The 22,541-nt window shown below is 44.1% G+C and carries 19 protein-coding genes and 1 pseudogene; 3 read left to right on the forward strand and 17 right to left on the reverse strand.

Going from position 1 to position 22,541, the window contains the following annotated elements:
* Positions 1-129: 129 nt before the first annotated feature.
* The 9 genes from M1D70_RS15685 to M1D70_RS15725 all read right to left on the reverse strand — a co-directional run bounded on the left by M1D70_RS15685 (position 130) and on the right by M1D70_RS15725 (position 12,277).
* Positions 130-1,920 carry a response regulator gene (locus M1D70_RS15685; RefSeq protein WP_456287236.1) on the reverse strand — a complete coding sequence of 597 codons (1,791 nt, stop codon included), beginning with the start codon at positions 1,918-1,920 and terminating at the stop codon, positions 130-132.
* A 120-nt stretch (positions 1,921-2,040) separates the two neighbouring features.
* Positions 2,041-2,628, reverse strand: coding sequence for a sensor domain-containing protein (locus tag M1D70_RS15690; RefSeq protein WP_456287237.1), 588 nt, complete (start codon positions 2,626-2,628; stop codon positions 2,041-2,043).
* A gap of 506 nt (positions 2,629-3,134) precedes the next feature.
* Entirely contained in the window at positions 3,135-4,475 is a 1,341-nt protein-coding gene (locus M1D70_RS15695) for an erythromycin esterase family protein (RefSeq protein ID WP_456287238.1), read from the reverse strand.
* Positions 4,476-4,782: 307 nt separating this feature from the next.
* Entirely contained in the window at positions 4,783-6,774 is a 1,992-nt protein-coding gene (locus M1D70_RS15700) for a DUF2207 domain-containing protein (RefSeq protein ID WP_456287239.1), read from the reverse strand.
* An 88-nt stretch (positions 6,775-6,862) separates the two neighbouring features.
* Complete coding sequence (locus M1D70_RS15705; RefSeq protein ID WP_456287240.1) at positions 6,863-7,267, reverse strand: hypothetical protein; 405 nt, start codon at positions 7,265-7,267, stop codon at positions 6,863-6,865.
* 22 nt (positions 7,268-7,289) lie between these two features.
* On the reverse strand, positions 7,290-7,895 hold the full coding sequence (locus tag M1D70_RS15710) for a hypothetical protein (protein WP_009593856.1): 606 nt from the start codon (positions 7,893-7,895) through the stop codon (positions 7,290-7,292).
* A 556-nt stretch (positions 7,896-8,451) separates the two neighbouring features.
* A complete protein-coding gene (locus M1D70_RS15715) occupies positions 8,452-9,849 on the reverse strand; it encodes a catalase (protein ID WP_456287241.1) in 1,398 nt (465 codons plus the stop codon).
* Between the two features lie 171 nt (positions 9,850-10,020).
* The gene (locus M1D70_RS15720) at positions 10,021-11,094 is read right to left on the reverse strand and encodes a Gfo/Idh/MocA family protein (RefSeq protein WP_456290448.1); all 1,074 of its coding nucleotides are present in this window, start codon (positions 11,092-11,094) and stop codon (positions 10,021-10,023) included.
* 22 nt (positions 11,095-11,116) lie between these two features.
* Positions 11,117-12,277 (reverse strand): Gfo/Idh/MocA family protein, encoded by a 1,161-nt coding sequence (locus M1D70_RS15725; RefSeq protein ID WP_456287242.1) that lies wholly within the window; start codon positions 12,275-12,277, stop codon positions 11,117-11,119.
* Positions 12,278-12,436: 159 nt separating this feature from the next.
* Between M1D70_RS15725 and M1D70_RS15730 the strand changes: the two genes are divergently transcribed.
* Entirely contained in the window at positions 12,437-13,306 is an 870-nt protein-coding gene (locus M1D70_RS15730; protein ID WP_456287243.1) for an AraC family transcriptional regulator, read from the forward strand.
* A 167-nt stretch (positions 13,307-13,473) separates the two neighbouring features.
* Here the strand turns inward: M1D70_RS15730 and M1D70_RS15735 are convergent, their stop codons facing one another.
* From M1D70_RS15735 to M1D70_RS15750, 4 genes are all read right to left on the reverse strand, one after another.
* Complete coding sequence (locus M1D70_RS15735; RefSeq protein ID WP_456287245.1) at positions 13,474-14,556, reverse strand: nucleotidyltransferase domain-containing protein; 1,083 nt, start codon at positions 14,554-14,556, stop codon at positions 13,474-13,476.
* A 506-nt stretch (positions 14,557-15,062) separates the two neighbouring features.
* Positions 15,063-15,434, reverse strand: coding sequence for a VOC family protein (locus tag M1D70_RS15740; protein WP_009593881.1), 372 nt, complete (start codon positions 15,432-15,434; stop codon positions 15,063-15,065).
* A complete protein-coding gene (locus M1D70_RS15745) occupies positions 15,431-15,619 on the reverse strand; it encodes a luciferase domain-containing protein (protein ID WP_456287246.1) in 189 nt (62 codons plus the stop codon). The genes M1D70_RS15740 and M1D70_RS15745 overlap by 4 nt, the downstream gene beginning before the upstream one ends.
* Positions 15,620-16,027: 408 nt before the next feature.
* The gene (locus tag M1D70_RS15750) at positions 16,028-16,234 is read right to left on the reverse strand and encodes a DUF6366 family protein (RefSeq protein ID WP_036673026.1); all 207 of its coding nucleotides are present in this window, start codon (positions 16,232-16,234) and stop codon (positions 16,028-16,030) included.
* A 573-nt stretch (positions 16,235-16,807) separates the two neighbouring features.
* Here M1D70_RS15750 and M1D70_RS15755 point away from each other — a divergent pair.
* A complete protein-coding gene (locus tag M1D70_RS15755) occupies positions 16,808-17,416 on the forward strand; it encodes a TetR/AcrR family transcriptional regulator (RefSeq protein ID WP_456287247.1) in 609 nt (202 codons plus the stop codon).
* Positions 17,417-17,730: 314 nt separating this feature from the next.
* Here M1D70_RS15755 and gap read toward each other — a convergent pair whose 3' ends face one another.
* Positions 17,731-18,732: a type I glyceraldehyde-3-phosphate dehydrogenase gene (gap, locus tag M1D70_RS15760; protein ID WP_456287248.1), complete on the reverse strand. Its 1,002-nt coding sequence runs from the start codon at positions 18,730-18,732 to the stop codon at positions 17,731-17,733.
* Positions 18,733-18,837: 105 nt separating this feature from the next.
* Here gap and M1D70_RS15765 point away from each other — a divergent pair, with 105 nt between their 5' ends.
* The gene (locus M1D70_RS15765; RefSeq protein ID WP_456287249.1) at positions 18,838-19,692 is read left to right on the forward strand and encodes a helix-turn-helix domain-containing protein; all 855 of its coding nucleotides are present in this window, start codon (positions 18,838-18,840) and stop codon (positions 19,690-19,692) included.
* 159 nt (positions 19,693-19,851) lie between these two features.
* Here M1D70_RS15765 and M1D70_RS15770 read toward each other — a convergent pair whose 3' ends face one another.
* From M1D70_RS15770 to M1D70_RS15780, 3 genes and pseudogenes are all read right to left on the reverse strand, one after another.
* On the reverse strand, positions 19,852-20,937 hold the full coding sequence (locus M1D70_RS15770; protein ID WP_456290449.1) for an MFS transporter: 1,086 nt from the start codon (positions 20,935-20,937) through the stop codon (positions 19,852-19,854).
* A 56-nt stretch (positions 20,938-20,993) separates the two neighbouring features.
* A pseudogene (locus tag M1D70_RS15775) lies at positions 20,994-21,593 on the reverse strand (MerR family transcriptional regulator); the annotation flags it as partial.
* Positions 21,594-21,931: 338 nt separating this feature from the next.
* Positions 21,932-22,507, reverse strand: a complete 576-nt coding sequence (locus tag M1D70_RS15780; RefSeq protein ID WP_456287251.1) for a dihydrofolate reductase family protein — start codon at positions 22,505-22,507, stop codon at positions 21,932-21,934.
* Positions 22,508-22,541: the final 34 nt, after the last annotated feature.

A 22,541-nucleotide genomic window follows, 5' to 3' on the forward strand; every position in this document is an offset into this window, starting at 1 on the left:
TTTATCTAATCGCTTATCGCTCATGTTAAAGTAAAAATGGCCTTTAAAAATTGAAATGACGGGTGTCGATCATAAGGAGTAAATCACTCCCTATGATCGACACCCGCCACCAGGATACATAACTTGGGGTTATTCCAGAAGCCCAGCCTCCCTGGCTTTTTGCACCGCTTCCTCCCGGTTGCGAACCCCCAGCTTCATATAAACCGATGACGCATAGTTTCGAACCGTACCATCGGATAAATACAATTTGGAAGCAATGCTTTTATATCGCAGCCCTTCGGACACGAACTGTAAAATTTCAAGCTCCCGCGGCGTTAAATCATAGGCCGAGGACACTTTGATTGACGAAGGATCATCACCGCCATTGTCCGCTTCCAGTTGGGCAAATAATTTGTGCGACATGCCCTGATCGATCAGCGTGCCCCCGCGGTGGACGGTGCGAATCGTTTCAGCCAGCTCTAACGGCTGCATGGACTTCAATAGGTATCCATCCACCCCGCTTCGCATTGCCTCCAGAGCCTGTTTGGTATCCTCGAACGTGGTGAGAATCAGAATCCGGATGTGGGGCCACGATTCTTTTATCGCACGGGATGCGGAGATTCCATCCACATTCGGCATTTCAACATCCATAAGCACCAGCTGCGGCCTAACCTGCCTGCACAGCTCGATCGCTTGCTCGCCATCCTCTGCCGTCCCGACAACCTGAAAATCCTGCTGCTCTTCCAGCAATGTCCGCAAGCTTTCACGGATTACGGAGTGGTCATCGACGACCAACAGGCGGATGACTTCATCCTTAAGCTCCGTTTGTCTGGGTAGCGTGCAGGTAACGAGAGTGCCTTTTCCCCGCTCCGTATAGACGGCCACATGACCTTGCAAAGCCATCGCCCGCTCCTTCATGGCGCTGAGGCCAAAGCCCTCCCTTCCATGCTCCATCCCGCGGCCGTTATCATGAATTTCCAGTCTCGTCTGCTGGGGCTCGAATTGCATGGAAACCTTAATCTCTGTCGAGTGTCCATGGCGCACGGCATTCGTCAACGACTCTTGCAGGCAGCGGTAGAGTGCTGTCTTCGCTTGCTTCATTACAGGGTATTCCTCCCCGTAGGCATGAAAAGTAACCCGCACCTTGGCATGTTCCTGAAACTCCACCGCCAGCTTCCTCAAAGATTGAAGCAGCGGGAGCGCCTCATGCGGCGATTCGATTTGATGCACGTAGCCTCTGACCTCCTCCATATTTTGGCGGGCCAGGTTCAATAGGGAATCGAGACTTTCGGTTCCCGTATCCGTTGCCATCTGAGGACGCAACGTTTCCAGTCCCATAATGAGCGAAGTGTAGGCATGACCGACGGTATCATGAAGCTCTTTGGACAGCCGGCTCCGTTCTTCGGCAAGCGTGATACGCTCGATTTGGGACAGGTACTGCTCCAACACCGCATTTTGCTCGCGAATCGTTTCGCCTTGACGATGGTTGAGCACGAGTAAATGAAAGGAGAACCCGAAGATATACGCCATCCCGATGTGAACGGCCATGACCAAGTATTCACTCTGCTCTGCAAGCTGCTTGATTATGGCGGGCAGGAGCAATATCGATACAGGCCCTGACCAGAGATAGGCCCTATGCGCGCTGTGGGCAGCAATAAAAAATGCATACAGCAGGAATGCTATGTAGGCTTGCGGAAAAAATGAAGCCAGATACAAACACAACCCGCCCGAGATCACGATTTCGGTAAACAGGTAGTATTTATAATCGAGCTGCAAGCAAAGCCATGGAACGGAAAAAGCAATCAACTGCCATAGTACAAGGACCATAATCGGCAGCGTGAAATATTGTTGCAGACTTATTGTCGTAAACGCGAGAGAAATGCTGGTTATCAGGCGGATTATGAACATGAGCCAGTCGTACCAGTACCATTGCTTGACCATATCGAACAAAACCATCATCCCCTAAAGACTTTCAGTATGACATTACGTAACTATTATAAAGTAAACTGCTATAGAGTACACTCTACTCTGCCGACTTATGAGGGGAGGCCGGGCATTCGTCTACCGGTTCACATGCTTGATCATTAGACGCGTGTAGCCGCCTATCCAGCGTGCCAAGCGGTCCGCAAGCCAGTAGCTCATCATCATCAGTACGACCCCTGTGCCCGATACCATCATAGCTTTGGCAAACGTGTCTACCGTTGCGCCCATAAAGGAAAGGTCGATAAACGAATAGAGGAACGGGACCGCAATCAATACAGGCGGCGCCACATAGAGTAAGGCCGCACTGATCAGACTTAAAATCCCTACCGGAAACTTCAACATCAGCCAGCCAATAGTGATCCAGTTGCGTCGGTTCAGCAATTCCTTTTTCGCTTGGAGCCAGTTGGACACTTTCGGGTTGACGGCTTTAATACAAGGCTCGGTCGTGATATCCATATAGATCTTGGTTTGTACTCGTTCGAATTGCAGGAAGGCAGTTGTCGTTCGCAAAAGGTTAGCCAGGAGAGGAACGCCCACGACAGTAAACGAAAGACTCAAACCCAGAATAATGGCAACCAGATAAAAGCAGAAGTAAAACAATCCGGTGACGAAAGCAAACAGCAGGAAATAGCCGTTTTGAACAAAACAGGCGACGGTTCTTGCCATCAAGAGCTCACATCCTTTGCAAGTAGTAAACGTATCCTACTGCTCTTGATGTCAAATCTGCCAGTGTCAAAATGTCATATGACATAAAATGAACGGAGTGTGAGCTACGGTCATGACCAACTGCACAGTAGAATTGTTCAAACTCAGGATGACCCCTGTTTGCCAGTAATACAGGTACAAACAACTCATTATGTCTTTTCTTATACGATGCTATTACGCTACGCTTACCTGCACCTTTTTCGAGATTTCAATTAACCAGAATAAATCCGTATCTTCCCCACATACTTCACTTTTCTTTAAGTCACACTTTAACCTAAAATAATATGTACAATCCCCAAGCATTCTTATCTTACAAGGAAAAAAGTAATAAAGCACTATGCCATATCAGCAGTCCATTTCATGGAGCCATATATTCAAGATGGATCCTTGACGCCATTTGACAAACATATATCGTTAAAACAAAAAAGCCGCAACTAAGCGACTTTTAAGCATACATAATTAGAATTTTATTGATTCAATTGAGATGGCTTCACTTTTTGAATTTGAACGAGGATGTCAAATGTTTTACCTAATGATAAATCAACAGTTGTTGGGATATCTGGACCTACCGTTGTTACTCCGGCAAAAATGGGATGTTGCTCGTTTAGCCAAGTTTTAGTCACTCCGCTTGCCTTACGTAAATCAACAAAAAACTGGTCGTATTTTACTTGTCCAAAGGTATAGTTGAAACTATTCGGGTCATCTAATTTTAATGTTCCATAGGGTCCGTATTCTTGGTTACTGTTGTAAACATTGTAACGTCCCTCATAGACGGATGTTCCAATGGATACATACCGTTTTCCATAATGTTCTGCTAAATGCTGCCCAGCTACTTTAGGGTATACGAAAGGGATCATGTTTGTTTTCGATATGTGCCCATTATGGCCCCACACGATTGTTTTTCCTATATGTTCTTCTGTCCATTTTGCATTTTCATACATGGCAATATCGTGTTTCAAATAAAAGTCTTCCAGGTTATCAGGATATGCGGCTGTCATTGTCGTAAATTGCTCGATAATACGGGCATTTTGTTTGATCCATGCGAACTCTGGGGATTTTCCATTCAGTTTATTTTTATTTTGCTCTAATAAAGCGCTGATTTGTTTCGCATCCGAAACATACCGTGCTTTCATTTCTTTCTTAAGACCGCCAAAGGTATCTAAATCCTTGGTTACAGGAATAAGGCCTTTCATCTTTTGTTCGAAGCGAGAGACAAGTTTTGGATCGTATTTCTTTACATACGCTAGGATATTGTTATAAACACTCTCGTTTACGGTTTGGATATCCATTCCGATGATCCGTATTTTGGATTTATGCTTTGGATCAGCATTATATTGGCGTATCCATTGAAGCAGATCTATGATTTCGTTCGTGTTAAATACAGGATTTAGATATTGGCTTGGGTCCCCTTTACCCGTAAGAACATAGCGATCGAGTCCCAATGCTCTGTCCCATCCCTCTTCTAACACTAAGGCCTTAAAGCCCATTTCAGCTGTCAAATAATTAACAATGCGATGTTTCATGGTAAAAACTTCGTGAGCTCCATGCGTCGCTTCGCCTAAACCAACAATTGTAGCTGATCCGATCATATCCTTAAGCGGTCTTAAATCCTGAAGAGATGCTGTTGGATCCGTTGACTTTAATGGCATGGCATGCTTTTCTAACCAGTTTATCTGCTCGGCATTTTGATTTGAGTTGTAGTGAGCTATAAGAGAAGCACCTACTTTCGAAGCTGCATGAATATTTCCTGTAAAACCAGCCAGTGTGATCATCGAAGCAGCAATTGCGATACCCATTTTCTTTTTCATAAAATCCTCTCCTTAAATACTATGTGATTTGGTTTGATGAGATATATTCTAGTTCCCAGAACTCTCTTCTGTATCCTACTGCACTCGTTGTTATGTACAACAGTGTCAAAATGTCATATGACACGCCCTTCCCCCTTAACTTAATAAAAAGACTTCTGCTGCCACAATGAAATCAAATCGGAAATGTAACAACGTTCTTGTCATTGCATTTTGACAAGAACTTGATAACCTAAATATAAAAAGCCGCATAATCAGCGGCTTCTAATGTTACTATGTTTTTGTCACCCGACAATTTTTACTAACTTAGTCAATCTCCTCCCCCACCGCCATCTCCCGAACCTCCATCACTGCCACCGTCACTACTGTAGTCGTATGAGCTCCCCCCGTCTGCTCCACTGTCACTATTACTGCTCCAAGTTCTCCCGTAAGATGTCCTCCCAGGTATTCCCTTCCAAGAACGATTAAAGACATAATCGATAGCGGTATCCACATCGTTATCAAACAGAGAAGAAGCCTCTGAGAAAGTAAAATCCGGGTTTTCTTTGCTTACATTCCTCATAAAACGTTCTCCTACACCAAGTAATAGCGCATCTTCCCTCATCTTTTCCAGCCATTTGATGTTATTACCAGCCCTTCCTACGTCATGTCCGCCTCTAGCCAGCTTTCGTCGATACCGCTTTATAGCGCTTCGGTAAGCTGCCGAACGCCGATCTAATGCTCCTCGGGGTAAAAACCCAACAAGTAAAAACGAAAGAATTACGAAGTTCAAGTATTCGTCTACCAAGGGACCATACAAAATTGGAGCTGCAACGAAAAAGCAAACGACCAAAAAGATGATGATGTATCTTTTGAGGCGCCAGCGAAAAGAAGCCAACAAGAGTCCGCCGCCCAAAATAATGGCCAATACTCCTACCCATCCCCAAGTTGTTACGTCTGCAATGTACAGATAAATGAGCAAAACCAGATGTATGAGAGCTAGAGCCGGTATGATGACTTTTCTCGCCGCGTATTCCTTGTAGATGATCCCTTTGCTATTCTCAGTCTCCACAAGCTCCTGCCAGCGGTTCAGTCCCTTTTTAAGACTTCTCATGCGCTTTATGTACTTACCCATAGTCGCTTTATTCCTGCGCTCTGTTTTCGTAGGGCCAGAAAATTTATCCAGGTTCAGGACAGTCGTACCGTGAGACAGCCAACCAAGCAAGTAACGGTCTGGTTTTTTCAGGGCTGTACGATTACCCTTGAATGTAAACTCGGGAAGCCTCTTCGGCGCTCTCGAATCTTCCTGGAATCGCATACCTGATGGCACTAAGGAAACACTCACCATGCCTTTACGGCGCAGCGAAAATACACCGGCCAGCCCATCTGCAAGTCGGAGCTTTCCTTTCCGGAAAAGGTAAATCATATCGATTGGATCCATCGCTGAGAGATCTTCGAAGCTGATCCGCCTACCACTCCACCAGGATGAGATCCTTCGCAGCGAAAGGGCATAATAAACGATACCTGCTATGGCTGCATAGGTCAGCCAGCGGCTGATATGTTGACCCGCATTCAGTAAATGTTCACGCTTTTCGAATCTTTGCTGAAGCTTCTGTTCATCTAATAGTCGTTCCGAGAGTGAGGCTGAGGGCTCTTCTGTTTCCCTCTCCGTCAGCACCTCTGGGGGGAAATACACCTTCAGCCTCGCACTATCCCCTTCAGGTAATAGCGTGTTTTCGTACCTGATCCAACGATTGTTTACTTCTGTCAAGCTGCCTCTTGAGCGATCGTAAGCAAATCCAGTTAAATTCTCTTTTGCAGGCTGTTCTGTATATACCCTAACGGTTACGTTGTGATGATCAAACCTGTTATCTTTGAGTACGGTCCAATCCAGCTCTCCACGATCGTCATATTTCACAGCTTCTCGATCAAGCCTATAGCGATAATAGATCTGCCTCGTTTCATCTTTAACTTGTAATTCGATGTAATAAGAACCTGATTTAGTTCTTAAAAAGACCGGATAACGCTCCAAATTAACATAACCAAGATTACCGAGCTCTCGGTCATTCGGTGGTACGTAAGCTTCAAAAAATTCAATATTCGCTCCCCCGAAATTATCCATATATCTAGGAATTCTTTCATACTCTCCTTGTACTGTGTAAGTGAATAGCTCTTCCACATATAAATCCCCGTCCGCCATTACCTTGGCCATAACGTCTACTTGATCAATCGTTAACTCATTGTCGTTGCCACACCCGACTAAGATAACAACCCAAACAATACTAACTGCCAAAAGCATCACATGTTTAATCCTTATTTTCAAAGTAAACCTCCCGTTAATATACCAGGGTCTCACTGTCCATTTGTTGAACAAGAAGGCAGCTGATCACGTTGAGATAAGCATCATGCTTCTATTGATAATAGATGTCTATCTGCTTCCAGATTCCATTGTCACACTCTATGATGGATCTTAACTCTACGTTTACATAATCTCCCCAATATCCCAGTGTAATTGAGTTTTCATGTAATGAAATCCACTGCAATGACACGATAAAATGTTCTATTTTAAAATTACTGTTTTCATAGACCTCTTTACAATAAAGCTGCACTCCATTATCAAATACATCCAATTTAGATAGAAAGTGTTCAAACATTTGATGAGAGATATTTTGGATACCGTCTACTTCTATTGACCAATCCGAATGGGCGGATTCTAATAGTATTACATCTTTTGATTTATCCGCGTTTTCCCATGCTTTCAAAACTTCATTTGCTGAGAATCTGTTGAATTTAAATAACAGTTGTTGTTTTATCATTAGTGTCACTTCCTTTCAAACTTCAATTACCTCTGCTCCAAAAATCATCAAGCGTCTTCTTGCTTTCTCCTAATGAGCGAAGTTGGACAATATCCCCTCTTTCATTTAAAGTAAAATGACCTTTGAAAGCATCTGGCATGGCATTATATTGTTTTTCTTCCTGCTCATATGCCTGGACAAAACAAGCATATCCATATTGATTTACTAAATACGGCAGCCCAAAAGCAGAACGAAGCAGTTCATATTCTTGATAGTTATAAGGCGTGCTTTCAGGACGCTTCATCAGAATTTCTATGAATTTAGTCATCAGTTTCTCTACTTCTTTCTCAGTTGCATACTTTGCATAGCCTCGAATTGCAGTCAATCTCATATCCAGGTAGCGCTCTTTTTTAAACGCTTTTAAGAAGAATTCCTTTAAATCAATATCTTCACAGAACACAAGTGCTTTCAATATTGTGTTGCGAATGTACAAATTTTTAGCCTTAAAATACAGTTCTATTAAAAATTCAACATCTTCATTTGACAACGTTATATCCTTACATCTTTCCAGCAGCTGTTGAAAATCGTCTTTATTTTCATACCCTCTTTTTTGGGACATCTTCTTAAGCTCTTCAATTATGTTTATCATTTGAATCCCTCCACCATTTCCTTCTCTTCTCTGGCTTTACCCTATTGGCACATCATTCACCCTTATCCTTTTAACTTCTTAAACCTAGTTAAATATTCACTGACCCATTGGATTAAATTGAGGATAAAAATAGCCAATCACTCATCTTGATCTCCTTGTGTTAAATTGCACTAACATGTCTCGTTAGTGCAATGGAGTGTCACCTAATATTATAAAGGAAACATTCCCCATCTGTCTGATAATAATGGCCACCCATTACGCAAAACTGCCCGTTAGCTTAATGAATTGGCATGGAAACCAGTTAGACATTTATCTAAATGGTTATCGGCTCATGTTCTTGTCCATTACGGCAATCGGCACAAGTTCTTGTCCTCGACTCGGGACAAGAACTTGTACCGATAAAACAAAAAAGCCGCTATTTTAGCGACTTTCTATGGGACCATGTTTTTGTCCCTCGACATGATTTCTTTATTTGGCACTTATACCTATAGCTATGATCCAAAAAGGCAGCCGAATGAATTGGTTGACCTCATTCTCCTTCACGTAATTGCGTGAATCATCCCTTCTTCGGTGCGGCGATCTGACGAGCTACCCTATCGGCTAATGTTGCATCTGCCTGGAATAAATAGCCTAACACAACCCTCTGAATCTCATGAGAAACCGCCGATAAGTCACCAGCGAGGTTCTGAACAAGATGATCCTGCTGAACTTGTGTGAGCGATTGGTAGAATTGTCCCGCTTGCGTGAAATTATCGGCTTTCGGAATATCGGATCGAACGAGCCGTCCGGCTACATAGCGACCTGCCCCGCTCGTTACCTGTTCAGTCGGTGACCAGTTTGCTTGATGGTTAATCGGAATTTTGCGGAAATTCGATCCAAGGCGATGCCGCTGTGAATCCCAATAAATATTGCTGCGACCTTGCAGCATTTTATCATCGGACAGCTCGGCACCATCCAGAAGATTTGACGGGGAGAATGCCAGCTTCTCGATCTGCTCCTGATAATTAGTAGGGTTCGTATCCAATACGAGTCGACCCACTGGCAACGGAGGGAAAAGATTCACATCCCACACTTTCGTGTCATCCAGCGGATCGAACGACAGCATCGCCTCATCCTGTGGGTTCATCAACTGCACATACAGCCCGTATTGGACTGGTGTGCCTTTGGCAATCGTGTCATACAGATCTTTACCCGAATAATCCGGGTTCTCGCAGGCCAAACGAGCTGCTTCTTGCGCATCGATATATTGCTCTCCAGCCAACGGAATCCAGCGATATTTGACGTAGAAGCGAACGTTCTGTGCGTTTTTCCAAACATAGGTGTTAACACTGTGTCCTGGCGTATGGCGGAAGCTCTTGACCGTCCCTTCGTCCGAGTACAGACGTACAACGAAATGGGTTGCCTCTGGCGCTGTAGCAATGAAACCCCAGAATCGATTCGGATCGATGAGATTGTTAACTGGTGATGGCAGGAAAGCATGAATTGATTCAGGGAACCGGATCGGGTCTCGTACGAGGAACACAGGGATATGATTACAGAGCAGGTCGAATACGCCATGCTCGGTATAAAATTTCGTCGAGAATCCACGCACGTTGCGGGATGTATCTGGTGTCCCTTTATTGCTGACTGCAAGTGAGAAACGAACTGTAACGGGTACCCGTTGTCCCGGCTGCTGCAAGAAGCACAGGTTCGTATAAGCGGCCATCGAGTGAAGGGTTTCAAAATAACCCATGGCACCAAACCCCTTCACGTGGACCGGACGCTCTAATATCTTTTCGTGGACAAAGGTTTCAAGTGTTTCATGCAGCATGCTGTCCTGTTCCAGAATCGGTCCCCGTTCACCCACCGTCTGCGAATGGTGTTCCGGCGACTGCATAACGCTCCATTGTGATTGAGCATTGTCTCTCTGCCAGCTTCGACCGTTTGCCTGATTGTTAGCTTTGTTACCGTCCATGATCCGCCTCCCATACCTACATTCTCGGGGATATATATGCATGGCTATGTATGGGTATGACAGCATGTCAAATTGTATATTGAATCGAAATGAGTAAATGTGCATTCCATCACACAGGAGAGAAATCATGTAAACACATAGTCTTGAAATGTAATAATGCAGATGCTTCCACTACGTTATCCGCATAGCTTTCTGTTGCGCTTTCAGACACAGTTCTGCCGCCATAAAAGCGTGCGCTTGGGTCATGGCGTTCTCAGTTCGATTCAAGCAGTCGAGAATCAGTTCGCCGAAGAAGGGATATCCAACCTTACCGGACACTTGAAAATGATACTCTCCTTCTTTGTTGACTAGATAAACATGATCGCTGGCTCGGTCGCGAGCGATATCGATATACTTTCTTAACTCGATGTATCCTTCCGTACCCAAAATGAGCGTACGACCGTCCCCCCAAGTACCTAACCCGTCCGGTGTGAGCCAGTCAACTCGGAAATAATGCGTGGCTCCGTTATCCCCTAACAGCGTAGCGTCGCCGAAATCCTCAAGCTCCGGGTATTCAAGACTATGGTAATTACCGACTTTGCTGTGGAGCACCTCCGCCTTCTCGCAGCCGGCATAAAAGAGGAATTGTTCAACTTGGTGACTGCCGATATCGCACAGGATTCCTCCGTAGCGTTCCCTTTGGAAGAACCATTCCGGCCGGGAAGGTGCATTCAGGCGGTGCGGACCGAACCCTGTCACTTGGACTATTCGGCCAATCGCGCCTTGCTGGATAAGCTGTCCGGCATAAACCGCCGATTCCACATGCAGCCTTTCGCTGTAGTACACCATATACTTTCTTCCGGTTTCGCGAACTTTTGCTCTGGCCGATTCCAGTTGCGTAAGCGTCGTAAACGGCGCTTTATCCGTAAAATAATCTTTACCTGCATCCATGGCCCTAAGTCCGAGCGCGCAGCGTTCCGATGTAACAGCCGCCCCTGCGATCAGGTGAACGTCATCATCGGAGAATATCTCGTCTTCGGATGAAGCTATTTTGACTTGAGGAAAGGTCCGCGCAAATGCCTCGGCTTTGGCAGGGTCGCGGTCATATACCCACTTTAACGTTGCTCCCGCTTCGATCAACCCGTTCACCATACCGTAAATATGTCCATGGTCGAGCGCAACAGCGGCGATGATAAATTCGCCCGGCTTCACCACCGGACTGGGCTTCCCCTTCGGGGCATAGTTCATTCCGTCGCTTTTCTGCATCATGATAAGCCTCCCACCCATATCATTTTTTTTCGCCATAATTGCTTCCTGTCGTGATCTTCCCATCCTCAAAATTCTCAATGCTCTTGCCCTTTTGGTAAAAATAAGGAACGTTTTGTTGAGCACCCTCTTGCGTATAGAAGGGATCATTCTTTTGTAGCGGGAGCTGCACGTTCTCTCCCATGCTTGCGGATTTGTAGATGCTCATGATCAACTCCAAAGTGCTGCGACCGTCTTCTCCGTCGATGAGCACGGGCGTTCCATGCTCGATCGCGCTCAACACATTGTCGATCTGACCAGTATGACCTTCGTACGGCAAATCCGGCATTTCGTCATAGTATTTCTGAATTTTTTCTTCCAGTTCCAAATCGCGTTCAGGGAAGCCGTTCGGCAAGGAAGTGGAAGCCGTTACCCGCCACGGGGCAGAAATCCGTGCATACTTTCCTTGGAAGATGTATTGCTGTTCTTCTCCGTGGTGGACGACCGAGCTGGTTAGCTGTCCCAAAGCTCCATTCGGATATTTCATCATCGCGATGGATAAATCCTCAACCTCGGCATTGTCGTGCGCGACGTTAGCCATGTAAGCTTGTATGTGGCTAGGACGACCAAGCATCCACAGCAATCCATCGATATGATGTACGGCATGATTCAGCGTAGGGCCCCCCCCCTCCTTCTCCCAAGTGCCGCGCCACCATAAATCGTAATAACAATGGCCCCGCCACCAGTAAGAATCCACTTGGGCATGCAGAATCTTGCCGGCCAGACCGCTATCCAGCACTTGTTTCAGCTTCATAATCGGATTTCTGAATCGATTCTGGGCGATCACGGACAACACCTTGCCGTTTTTCCGTGCCGCTTCAATCATGTCATCACATTCCTTAAGCGACGCTGCCATAGGTTTCTCTACAATGACATGGCTTCCTGCATTCAGGAAATCGACCGCAACCTGCGCATGAACGTACGGGGGCATACAAATGGACACGAGATCGATTCCGTCTTGAAGCAGTTCCTTATAATCGTGTACGATTTTAGCTTCCAGTCCGTACTGCTCCCGCCTCACTTCAGCCTTCTCTGGGTAAAGATCGCATAAGGCAACAATTTTACAGCGGTCCTTAAACTGCAGATAGGCTTCGATATGACTGGGCGAAATTGCACCCGTACCTATAATCGCAACCGTTAACATACGTTATTTTTTGCCTCCCCACTTTATTTTTTATATAAAAATTATATCCGGTGCAGCCTTGTAAATGTGTTTGGCTATGGGGGAAAAATAACGCTAGATTGCGGATTGTATGGTATATTCAATGCATGTACGAAGACGAGGAAGAAGGAGGCAAACAAGTTGTCATTGGTTGCAAGCAACTACAGTATCTCTCCCTTGTACTTTGCCTATAGACGTAAAAGCGAAAATTACGAGCATAAAGAGACTTTCCATTCCCATCTTGGCCTTGAAGTGTTGCTCATTCATCAAGGAAGGGGAACCATGATCGTTAACAACAACAGCTATGAGATTAAGCCGGGCATGCTTTGTATATTTCAGCCCTGTCAACTCCACCACCTAAAGCTTGAATACGACGATCATCAATGCTTCGAACGTTCGATTGCGATTTTTGAACCGACCGTGTTTGAGGCATATTTTAAACAGTGGCCCGCTCTCCATGAATTTTACAATTATATTTATCTAGGCAATCTTCCTTTCCCTTGTTTATATGAGGTCGACGACCCTTACCTGGACGGTGCATACAAGAGCATGAACGATCGATTCCCGACGCTGTCCAACACGGAAAAATATGAAGAAATTTCGCTGTTTCTTGTTGCACTTTTTCGCTCCTTGAAACCAATCTGGGATAAGCGGAGAGAACGGAGTTCAACTTACCAAACCCGTAAAAATCATCGGGTGGAGCACATCTTAACCTGGATTGAAACGAATTATACGATTCCTTTCCGATTGGACGATATGGCGAAGTCGCTGCATCTATCTCCCTACCATTTGTCACATCTCTTTAAAGAAGCGACAGGGATCAGCATCACGGAATACATAGCAGCCCGAAGGATTCATCAATCCATACAGCTCCTAACAACGACAAAAAAACCGATCTCGCTTATTGCGGAGGAGATCGGATTAACGAATAGCTCTTATTTTTGCAAATTCTTTAAGACGCAAATGGGAATCACGCCGCATCAATATCGAAAAAAATGGACGAGTACTTAAATAACGGGAATGCGCCTGATAATTATATGGACCATATATAAGAAAGGAAGGCCGTGTCAAGCATGATCGAAGATAGTAACACTCAAAAATCCCATTTTATTGGATAGATTGTCAACAGTCACGTTTCCGCCGGACTTATTACGAACTGGGATTTAAGAGATATAAGATCAATGATTGATATAATGGTCATATAATTGCTCGAAGGTTGTAAAACGTTCGACTTCTCTACCGACCTTACCATATTCGTCTACATATTCATCCATCATTTCAAGGAACTTCTCTTTCATTACTGGTAAATCACTTGCATCAAAGTACTGCATGAGATCAAATTTCTTGGTTCCTTTCTCCGCAGCCATTTCATCAAGATATCCTTGTGCTCCAAAGGCCGAAAGAAAGGCATAAGAGGCATCGTTCGTTTTAACACTGTTCAAGATTTTATTGCGGTAGTTGCACCACAATTCTTCGTAAGTTCCCCTCAGATTATCAAAAGTCGGAGCGGGTTTAACAATGAAGTTATCACACATCTTTGTATGTAACCTCGTAACGCTGTTCAACATATTAAATGTGGCAATTCGGATATCTTCAATGGTATGAGCTTCGATGACTGACATGTATAAGGATTCGAGATCATCTGGAACATAGCGATACGAGCGTATTTCTTCTAAATAACGCTTGATTCCTCGTTTGATGCACGTGTTATTCATACTGACCAAGGCATTGACCAGATTGTACAGAACGTCGGCAGATGCATGTCTCACTGAACCGATATTATCACCCAGCATCGTATCGCTGTACGCTTGCTTAGCCAGATCGATCCATTTTTTTGCTCGATTAAGACACGCTTCTCCTATCGGCTCCGCAAGCGCATCAAGAGCTTTTTGCCTAAAGTCGTTCAATTTCTCCAAATCCTCAGGCTTTCCATAATAGAGAATTTTGAGCTCGGTTAGGCTCGATACGTTGGGACTCTCTAAAATGGATTGTGCGTGTATTCTTGTATCCCATGGTGTGCAATAGATGTCATAGCCAACGTCCTCTAAGATGAAGCAATCGGATATTCCCCATCCTCTTTCTGTATTATTTATGATAATTAAATCAAGATCGCTCTTTTCGTGAAAGTCCCCGGTGCTAAACGAACCTGTAAGCCCAATAATTGCGATATCGTCTAGAAAATCTCTTCTTGCGCGTTCGATCACCATGTTGATCAGCAGTTCATTTTTGTCCAGCAGCTTCTTCTTTATGATTTCGTTCATTCGTTACACCCCTTCGTATGAGCCGGCCGTCCTTCATCACAACAACCTCAATTAGAGTCTACCGATTTAGAGGTGCGGTTGCTATGTATAAGTTGATTTAATTCATCTTTGCACAAAACCGCTAAACCGTCGATATGACGATTTAGCGGATTACAGTAGTTCTTTTTATTAATAATTTCAGAGAAATTGCCTCTATGTGTGATACGGTTCGCCGAGCTTGATCTTAACCACCCTCCACTTTAGCTTAATGAAATTGCATGGAAACATAGTTGGATTCTTATCTAATCGGTAATCGGCTCATGTTCTTGTCCTTTTGGCAATCGGTACAAGTTCATGTCCTGGACTCGGGACAAGAACTTGTACCGATAAAACAAAAAAAGCCGCTAATTTAGCGACTTTCTACGGGACCATGTTCTTGTCCCTCGACAGGAAACAATACTTGTTACTGTTCTTAAAGAGTCTACGAGTCGCCCAATAGGACGACTCCGCATCTCGACTTCTCAGCATTATGTTCGATAATAGGACAGCACCCAGCACACGCCGTTTCGGTCGGTAACGATAGCCAATAGTCCGTTAAACGGAGCTTCATATGCTTCCGAGTTAATAATCCCTTCGGCCGCAAATTCTCCGTAGATCCTTTGGAACGCTTCCTCCGTCTCGATTCTTAAGAAAACTCTCACATAATCGCCTTTCATTACCGGCTTTGCCGCTTGAGTATCAGCAAACTTAAGGGTTACCCCCTCTACATGCAGGTCCGCGTTAAGCACCTCTTCCCCTTGCTTGCGAAGAATGGCAATCTCACCACCAAACACGCTTTGATAATACTTGATTTCGTCTTTGCAATTCTCCACTACAATGAACGGATTTGCTATCATCATTTACATCCTCCTAATTTTATTTGATCATATTTAGAACGTGCGATTTCAATGGCATGTGCAACATCTTGCACGGTAATTAAATAAACGGATACCCAGCCCGAATCGGGATACATATGATGCGGCCTTGCCTTCCCTTCTTCAATCCATCGATCACGTTCCGTTTTCGGGATGAACAGGTCAAACAACGGTTGCCGTGAAGATGCCCAATTTCATTGCCGTTCAACTGAAATTCTACCCCCCCGAATCGATGAGAGGCATAGTAACGCCAGACCATGTCAACAGCTCTTCGCTCAAGCCTGCCCCTCCGTTCCCACTCATTCTTTCATCTCCTACTACTCGCTCAGATTCCATATAGAATGCTATTGCAACTGTTTTTATGTAAAATTCCACCATAGTAGTAAACCAAAAAAGCTGGCAAATAAGCCAGCTTCTAGTCTTCCCAGTATTCAGTACTGCGGGCTAAAACTTATTGGTTTACTCACATAAGAAGTACAAACATAAGATGATGACTCGATCCTATTAAGAAAAAGAAGTCTGAGCATTCATAGACAGGCTTTCTCAAAAAACAAAAACCATTAATAAAATTCTCTTACTTAAAAATATTGGGCAATTATAAGACCAACAATAATAACAATGATTAATACTACAGTGCCTTTCCAACCTAAACTACCTACTAAATCGACTAAACCATACTGAGACCTACCATTTCCGTGATTCATATGACCAAATGGATTGTTTTCCAGTTCTTCTTGTCTTAGTCTTTCTCTTGTTTTTTCAGGAGTTTCATAATCATTTCTCATTATTTGCCCCCTAGATAAAAAATTTAAATTAGATATCCAATATCACCAAATTGATGGAGTATTATAATTATAACATAATTATGTTATTTAATGGGATTTGATTGAATGTTGAATGGATCTTAAACTATACTGCCCGTTTTGCTTAAAGCAATTGCATGAAACATGGTTGGATACATATCTAATCGGTAATCGGCTCATGCTCTTGTCATTTTTGTCTTGAAACCTAATCTCTGCCGGTCAACAGTCGTCTCCCTAACTGTAGTCGTGCTTCAAGCTCGATCCTGTCTTTGCAATCTTCGCAGACATGCATTCCTTTAGAATTTCGTTTCACACGGTCGTAATCTTGAGTCCCCTCAATGACATAAAACTCTCTTCTGCAACTATAACAGGTGCAATGAAGACGAAAAAACCCATCGCTTTGCTCTTGCATTGCATCCCCTCCCGTCAATCACGACAAAGTCCAGATTATTGACATGATAACTGCAACACGATATAACTAAATAAATTCTAAATAACACAGTGTGTTATTTATTTTAATTCATTGTGCTAAATAAAACAAGGGGGCGTTTACCGTTGCCGAAAGTCGTGGACCATGAACAAAAGAGAAAACTGATCGCAGAATCTGCATGGAATATTATTAAAGAAAAAGGTGTCGAACATGCGTCAATCCGTGCCGTTGCAGGTGCGGCAGGGTTGTCACCGGGCGCATTGCGGCATTATTTTTCAACACAGGATGAGCTGTTGTTATTTATCGTGGATTATTATTTGACAAGAGGAGTTGCCAGAGCAGAAGAGCGCCTGGAAATAAGCCCTATTCCGATGAATGCAGCGAGGGAAATTCTGTTACAACTGCTCCCTTTAGATGCGGAAAAACGAACTGCCAGCGGCGTCTGGTGGATCTTCGCCATCCGATCCCTCACGAGTTTGGCATTACAAGCTAAAAAAGACGAGCTCACGGACGGACTCCACTACCTGACTAAAGCCGTCCTCGAAATTCTAGATGAGGCGAAACTTCTCCCCTCTTCGGTAGACATTCAACTCGAAACCTTAAGATTGGCCGCGATTGTCGAAGGTTTGACGATACTCGCATTGCTCCGCCCGGAGCTATACACACTGGAGACCGTTGAGCAGATCGTCAGCCGCCATCTTCAGGAGCTATGCTCGCAAGCAACGGATGGATGAGCATGTTGACGATTCCGAAAAACTTGCCGTTACTTATGGTCTGTTATACAAAACACCTCCAAGTAGTCTCCATATCTTACGATATGATGGCATTCTTGAAGGTGTTTTTAATTTCTCTCACGTTATGGGGTTAGTCGCGTCCTCACAATACAGTGAATTTGAGATCCTTATTTATGTTTTAGAAGTTATGTTCCCACGTCATTCGAACAATTTGGGTACAGCCCTTTTCCCGTGTGTGATATGTCCTGTTTCACTGCTTATGGCAGCGCTTGTGGTTATTCGCTCATTCTTAGTATCCTTTAGCCCGCTAAACATTATAATTGGGCTAAGTATTTTGCAGTGCGTATTAACTGGGTGGTAAAGGAGTTCTCGTTATCATACCACGCAGCAATTTTCACCAATGTATCTGTTCCTAGCTCTGTTACCTTTGTCTGTGTTGCGTCAAACAAACTGCCGTAAGTCATGCCGATAATATCAGACGAAACAAGCTGTTCATCTGTATACCCATATTCCTTCGATTGGGACTGTTCCATCTTCGTATTGACCTGCTCTGCTGTCACGGAGCCGCCTACCACTGCGGTTAATTCTGTCAGTGAGCCCGCCATGACCGGCACCCTTTGCGATGTTCCATCCAGCTTGCCATCCAAGGACGGGATCACTAGCCCGATTGCCTTTGCTGCACCGGTTGAGGTCGGGATGATATTGCCCGCCGCAGAACGCGCCCGCCGCAGGTCAACTTTGGGATGGGGTCCATCCAAGGTATTCTGGTCGTTTGTGTAAGCGTGAATGGTCGTCATAAATCCCTTTTTGAGTGGTGCAAGCTCGTTCAAGAAATACGCCATTGGCGCAAGGCAGTTCGTCGTACAGGAAGCAGCCGAAACAATGGTATCGTCCTTAGACAACGTATGTTCATTGATACCGAAAACAATAGTGGGAACATCGTTCCCGGCGGTGGTGGAGATAAGCACCTTTTTGGCACCTGCTTCAATATGTGCTGCTGACGCTTTTTTTGATGCGAAGAAGCCCGTGCATTCCAGAACAACGTCTATTTGCAGTTCTTTCCACGGGAGCTTTCCGGGGTCTTTTTCGGCATAGATCGGAATATCTACACCGTTCACGTTCAAGCTGTTATCGCTATAGCAAATCTTGGCATCATAACGCCCTTGCGTGGTGTCATGCTGCAGCAAGTGCGCAAGCATCTGCGGACTTGTAAGATCATTAATGGCTGCAACTCTATATCCTTCAGTATCAAAAAGCTGCCGAAATGCAAGTCTGCCAATTCTGCCAAAACCGTTAATTGCGATGTTAATTGCCATCATCATAACCACCTTTCTGTCAGTATCCAAATTATATCCCTTGAATTTTTGTGATACACTGTCATAAGTGAAGCATTTAACTATACTATCTGTCAGGTGAGAATCATGCCACAAATTGACCGCCATAAAAACAGAACGGTAAATATCGAATTTGTAGCTGCCGAGGATTTTGCACATATTCCCTACCCGGAGCGGTTTACTCTCGTTTTTGTTACGAATGGAAGTATAAAAGGGATATTTAACGAACGCCCGGTCACTATTTCAGCACCAGCGATTCTTTGTTTGTCTGCAGAGGATACGATACAAGTTATAGAAAAACACAACGCTTCAGCATCATCATTTTGTTTTCATCCGGATTTTCTTAACTCGACTCCCCATTCTGAAACAGAAGATTACTTTCCGTCCGATTTGAAAATACAAACAGGTCTTTCGCTGTTTCGTAAGTCTCCTGAACGAACTGGGATACCTCGCATAACCGAGAAGGCATATCCACAATTATTTGAGTGGTTCTTTGTGCTTGGCACAGAAGTGTATGCCCAAAGCGATGCACTCTGGGCATGTAGAATAAAAAAATATTTTATACAAATATTGGGGGTTCTTGAAGATTTAAACCGTCACAGCGAGCAATCACCTGTAGATTTAGTTCTGGAATATATACACACCCATTATTCGGATAAAATCATCCTGGAAGATTTAACAAAATGCGCGTACTTGAACCGCGTTTCGCTTAATAAGATGTTTCAGGAAAGATGCGGGTGCACAGCGATGGGTTACTTACTGTCGCACCGCTTGAAGGTTGCGGGGAATCTGCTGACTCATACAGATATGAGCTTAAATGAAATTGCACGTGCTACCGGATTTGAGTATGACACTTACTTCATAAAACAATTTTCGGCTAAAAAAGGCATGTCACCAACAACATATCGGGAAATCTCCCGCAAGTTCTCTGCTGCCCAATAATGAAGGAAATCTAGACTGCCTAGGGTGTGAACCGGCTTTGGTATTGTTGCAATACTGCACGTCGCCCACGGTTGCCACCCGCCGAATTCGGTGCTTCAAGCCGACGAAACTGCGCACCGTCTCCTGGATTGACTCAATCGGAGTCCAGTCCATTTTTTATTAAGTAGCCATAGGAGTTTTAATCCTATTGCTCATTTTTTTAAATAACAAGATGGAAAGAAGTAAAGCTATGCTTACAGCGGCCAAACCCAGCCAATTTAAATACAGGACATATGTGCGACTGATGACAACCCCGCCTAATCCAGATCCCAATGCAAAACCAAATTGGATGAACGAGGTATTTACGCTAAGGGCGATGTCTGGATTTCGAGGCGCTAGAGTAACCAAATATAGTTGCTGGGCAGGGGAAATACTCCACGTTGCTAACATAAAAATCATTAAATTCAAAATTAATACCAAGAGATGGACACCGGCTAGAGCGAATAAAAGAAGAGTCGCCCCTTGTAACAGGAGCCCGAGACATATGGTAAACTTCGATCCCTTTGCATCTGCCAATTGTCCACCCACTCTTGAGCCGACAAAGCTGCAAACTCCCGCCAGGAATAAAACACCGCTAATTTGGGCTATGGAAAGAGAAGATGTAGCCTGCAAGAAAGGCGTAATATAAGTGAACAGTGTAGAATAGCCGCCGATGTACAATAAAGTAATAACCAAGGCGGTCAGAATGGATGAATTCCTTAAAATGGAGACCTGCATTCTGAGGGTAACCTTTTCTTCTTCTTTGATTGCCGGAACCTTTTTATAGATGATAAGTAATGGAAAAACACTTAATAAACCAATTAAGATAAATAGAACTCTCCAGCCAAACATCTCACTAAAAAATGTGCCCATGGGAACACCAAGCACCAGCGAGCTGCTAAGTCCCATCAAAATAATACCGATAGCATTGCCTTCTTTTTCTTTTTCAACGAGTCGTGTCGCTACTGCCATGGCCACTACGGTTGCGATTCCTCCGCTAGCTCCTTGTATAATTCGTACCCATAGTACTATTTCATAAGGAAGATCTACAAACATAAATCCATTGCTGGCAATAAATACACTTAGGGTGGCTATCAGCAGCTTCTTCCGATCTGCATTGATCGTCACTGCAATCAAAATCGGAGCGACAATGGCCGCGGCAAGAGCAAACACAGTCACCAGTAACCCAGTTTCGGAAGTTGATACTCCCAAGTCCACAGCAATCATCTCAATGATTCCTGTAATAATATATTCAATGGTTCCAATCAAAAAAACGGCTAGTGCCAAGGCTCTAGAGATGATTGGAGCTCACAGGTTAAGAAATAACCGACATCAAACTCAAACTCTTCCTCTTTTCCGTCTATGTTTTTCCACAAAACAACTTGAGGGCCTTGGATCAACTGGCGAATTTCCGTTGTTAATAACAGATCCAATTGATGAAATAACCCTGGTATGTCTTCTTCTCTTCCGTATGCTTTTTGAAAAAGAAATGTTTGTGCACCTTCGGATTTGATTCGTATATCTTGGCCAGTTTCGAATTGCCCCTCTCTTTCTATAAGCTGCATACGCTCCTCAATCCTGACAAGTTTGGCTTGTTCCGAATCGATTTTTTGCTGAATTTCGCTTCTTTTCAGCTTAAACATGCCTTGAATATTCTCTAATGTAATATCTTCCTCGAGCAGCTGTGTGATTTGGGGCAATGTAAAACCCAATTCCTTATAAATTAAAATTCGATTGAGCTCAAGAAGCTGATCTGCAGAATAGTACCGGTAACCCGTATCGTGGTCTACCTTTCTCGGCTTAAGTATGCCAATCTGGTCGTAATAACGCAGTGTTTTTAGGGAGAGCTTGCTTAGCCTGGAAAATGCACTGATTTTGAACAAAGTATCATCTCCAATCCATATCATAATGTGAGTATACAGTCTCCCGTGCAGGGGAAAGTCAAACCCTAATAAGATATACAATAGAACATAAGAGTACGGTTTCCAGAAAACCGTACTCTCTAGCTCTATCCATATATATTCGACTTTAGTTTACTGGCCGAGAAGTCCGGCCAAGGAATCCAGCGGCTTTCCCTAAATAACAAGCCGGCTTCTCCCTATTCATCACAGCTGTGGCAATAGATATCGAAAAAGGTAGCCGGCTTTGGAGTCGGCTACCTTCAATGTCTTCATTGAGATATATCATGTCCCGTTAACGTAATCTACTTTTAAAGTCAGAGTCATCTAATCGTCTGGTAAACGAGGCCTATGGCTCCAGAATCAAATGTCTTGTTTTCGATAAGTTTAAGATTGATCTTCTCCCTGAGACCTTGGAAAAACGGCAACCCGCTGCCGATCAGGACGGGAGAAACCGTAATTTTATACTCATCTATTAAATCAAGCTGCATAAGGTAGTGTGCGAACCTAGGACTGCCGAGGATGACCATATCCTTGCCTGGCTGCTGTTTGAGGTTTTTGATCTCTTCCTCGACATCTTCTTTCACCAGTCTGGAATTGTTCCATTCGACTTTCTCCAGCGTCGTGGAAAAAATAATTTTGGCTGTCTTTTCGATCCACTCGGCATGATTAAGTTCATGCTGCGAAGCTGATGGGTTCGAGGGCACAGATGGCCAGTAACTGTGCATCATCTGATAAGTTCCACGTCCCCAAATGACAGTGTCGGCAGTACTCAGAATTTCTTTTGCGTGCTTCTCCAAATCAGCATCGTAAGCAACCCAGCCAATGTCCATTTCACCGTTCGGCCCTTCTACAAAACCGTCAAGCGATGCGTGCAAGAATAGAACAAGTTTTCTCATTTCCAGTTCTCCTTTGTTCATGAGGGATATCTAC

Source organism: Paenibacillus sp. AK002 (genome assembly GCF_053903045.1).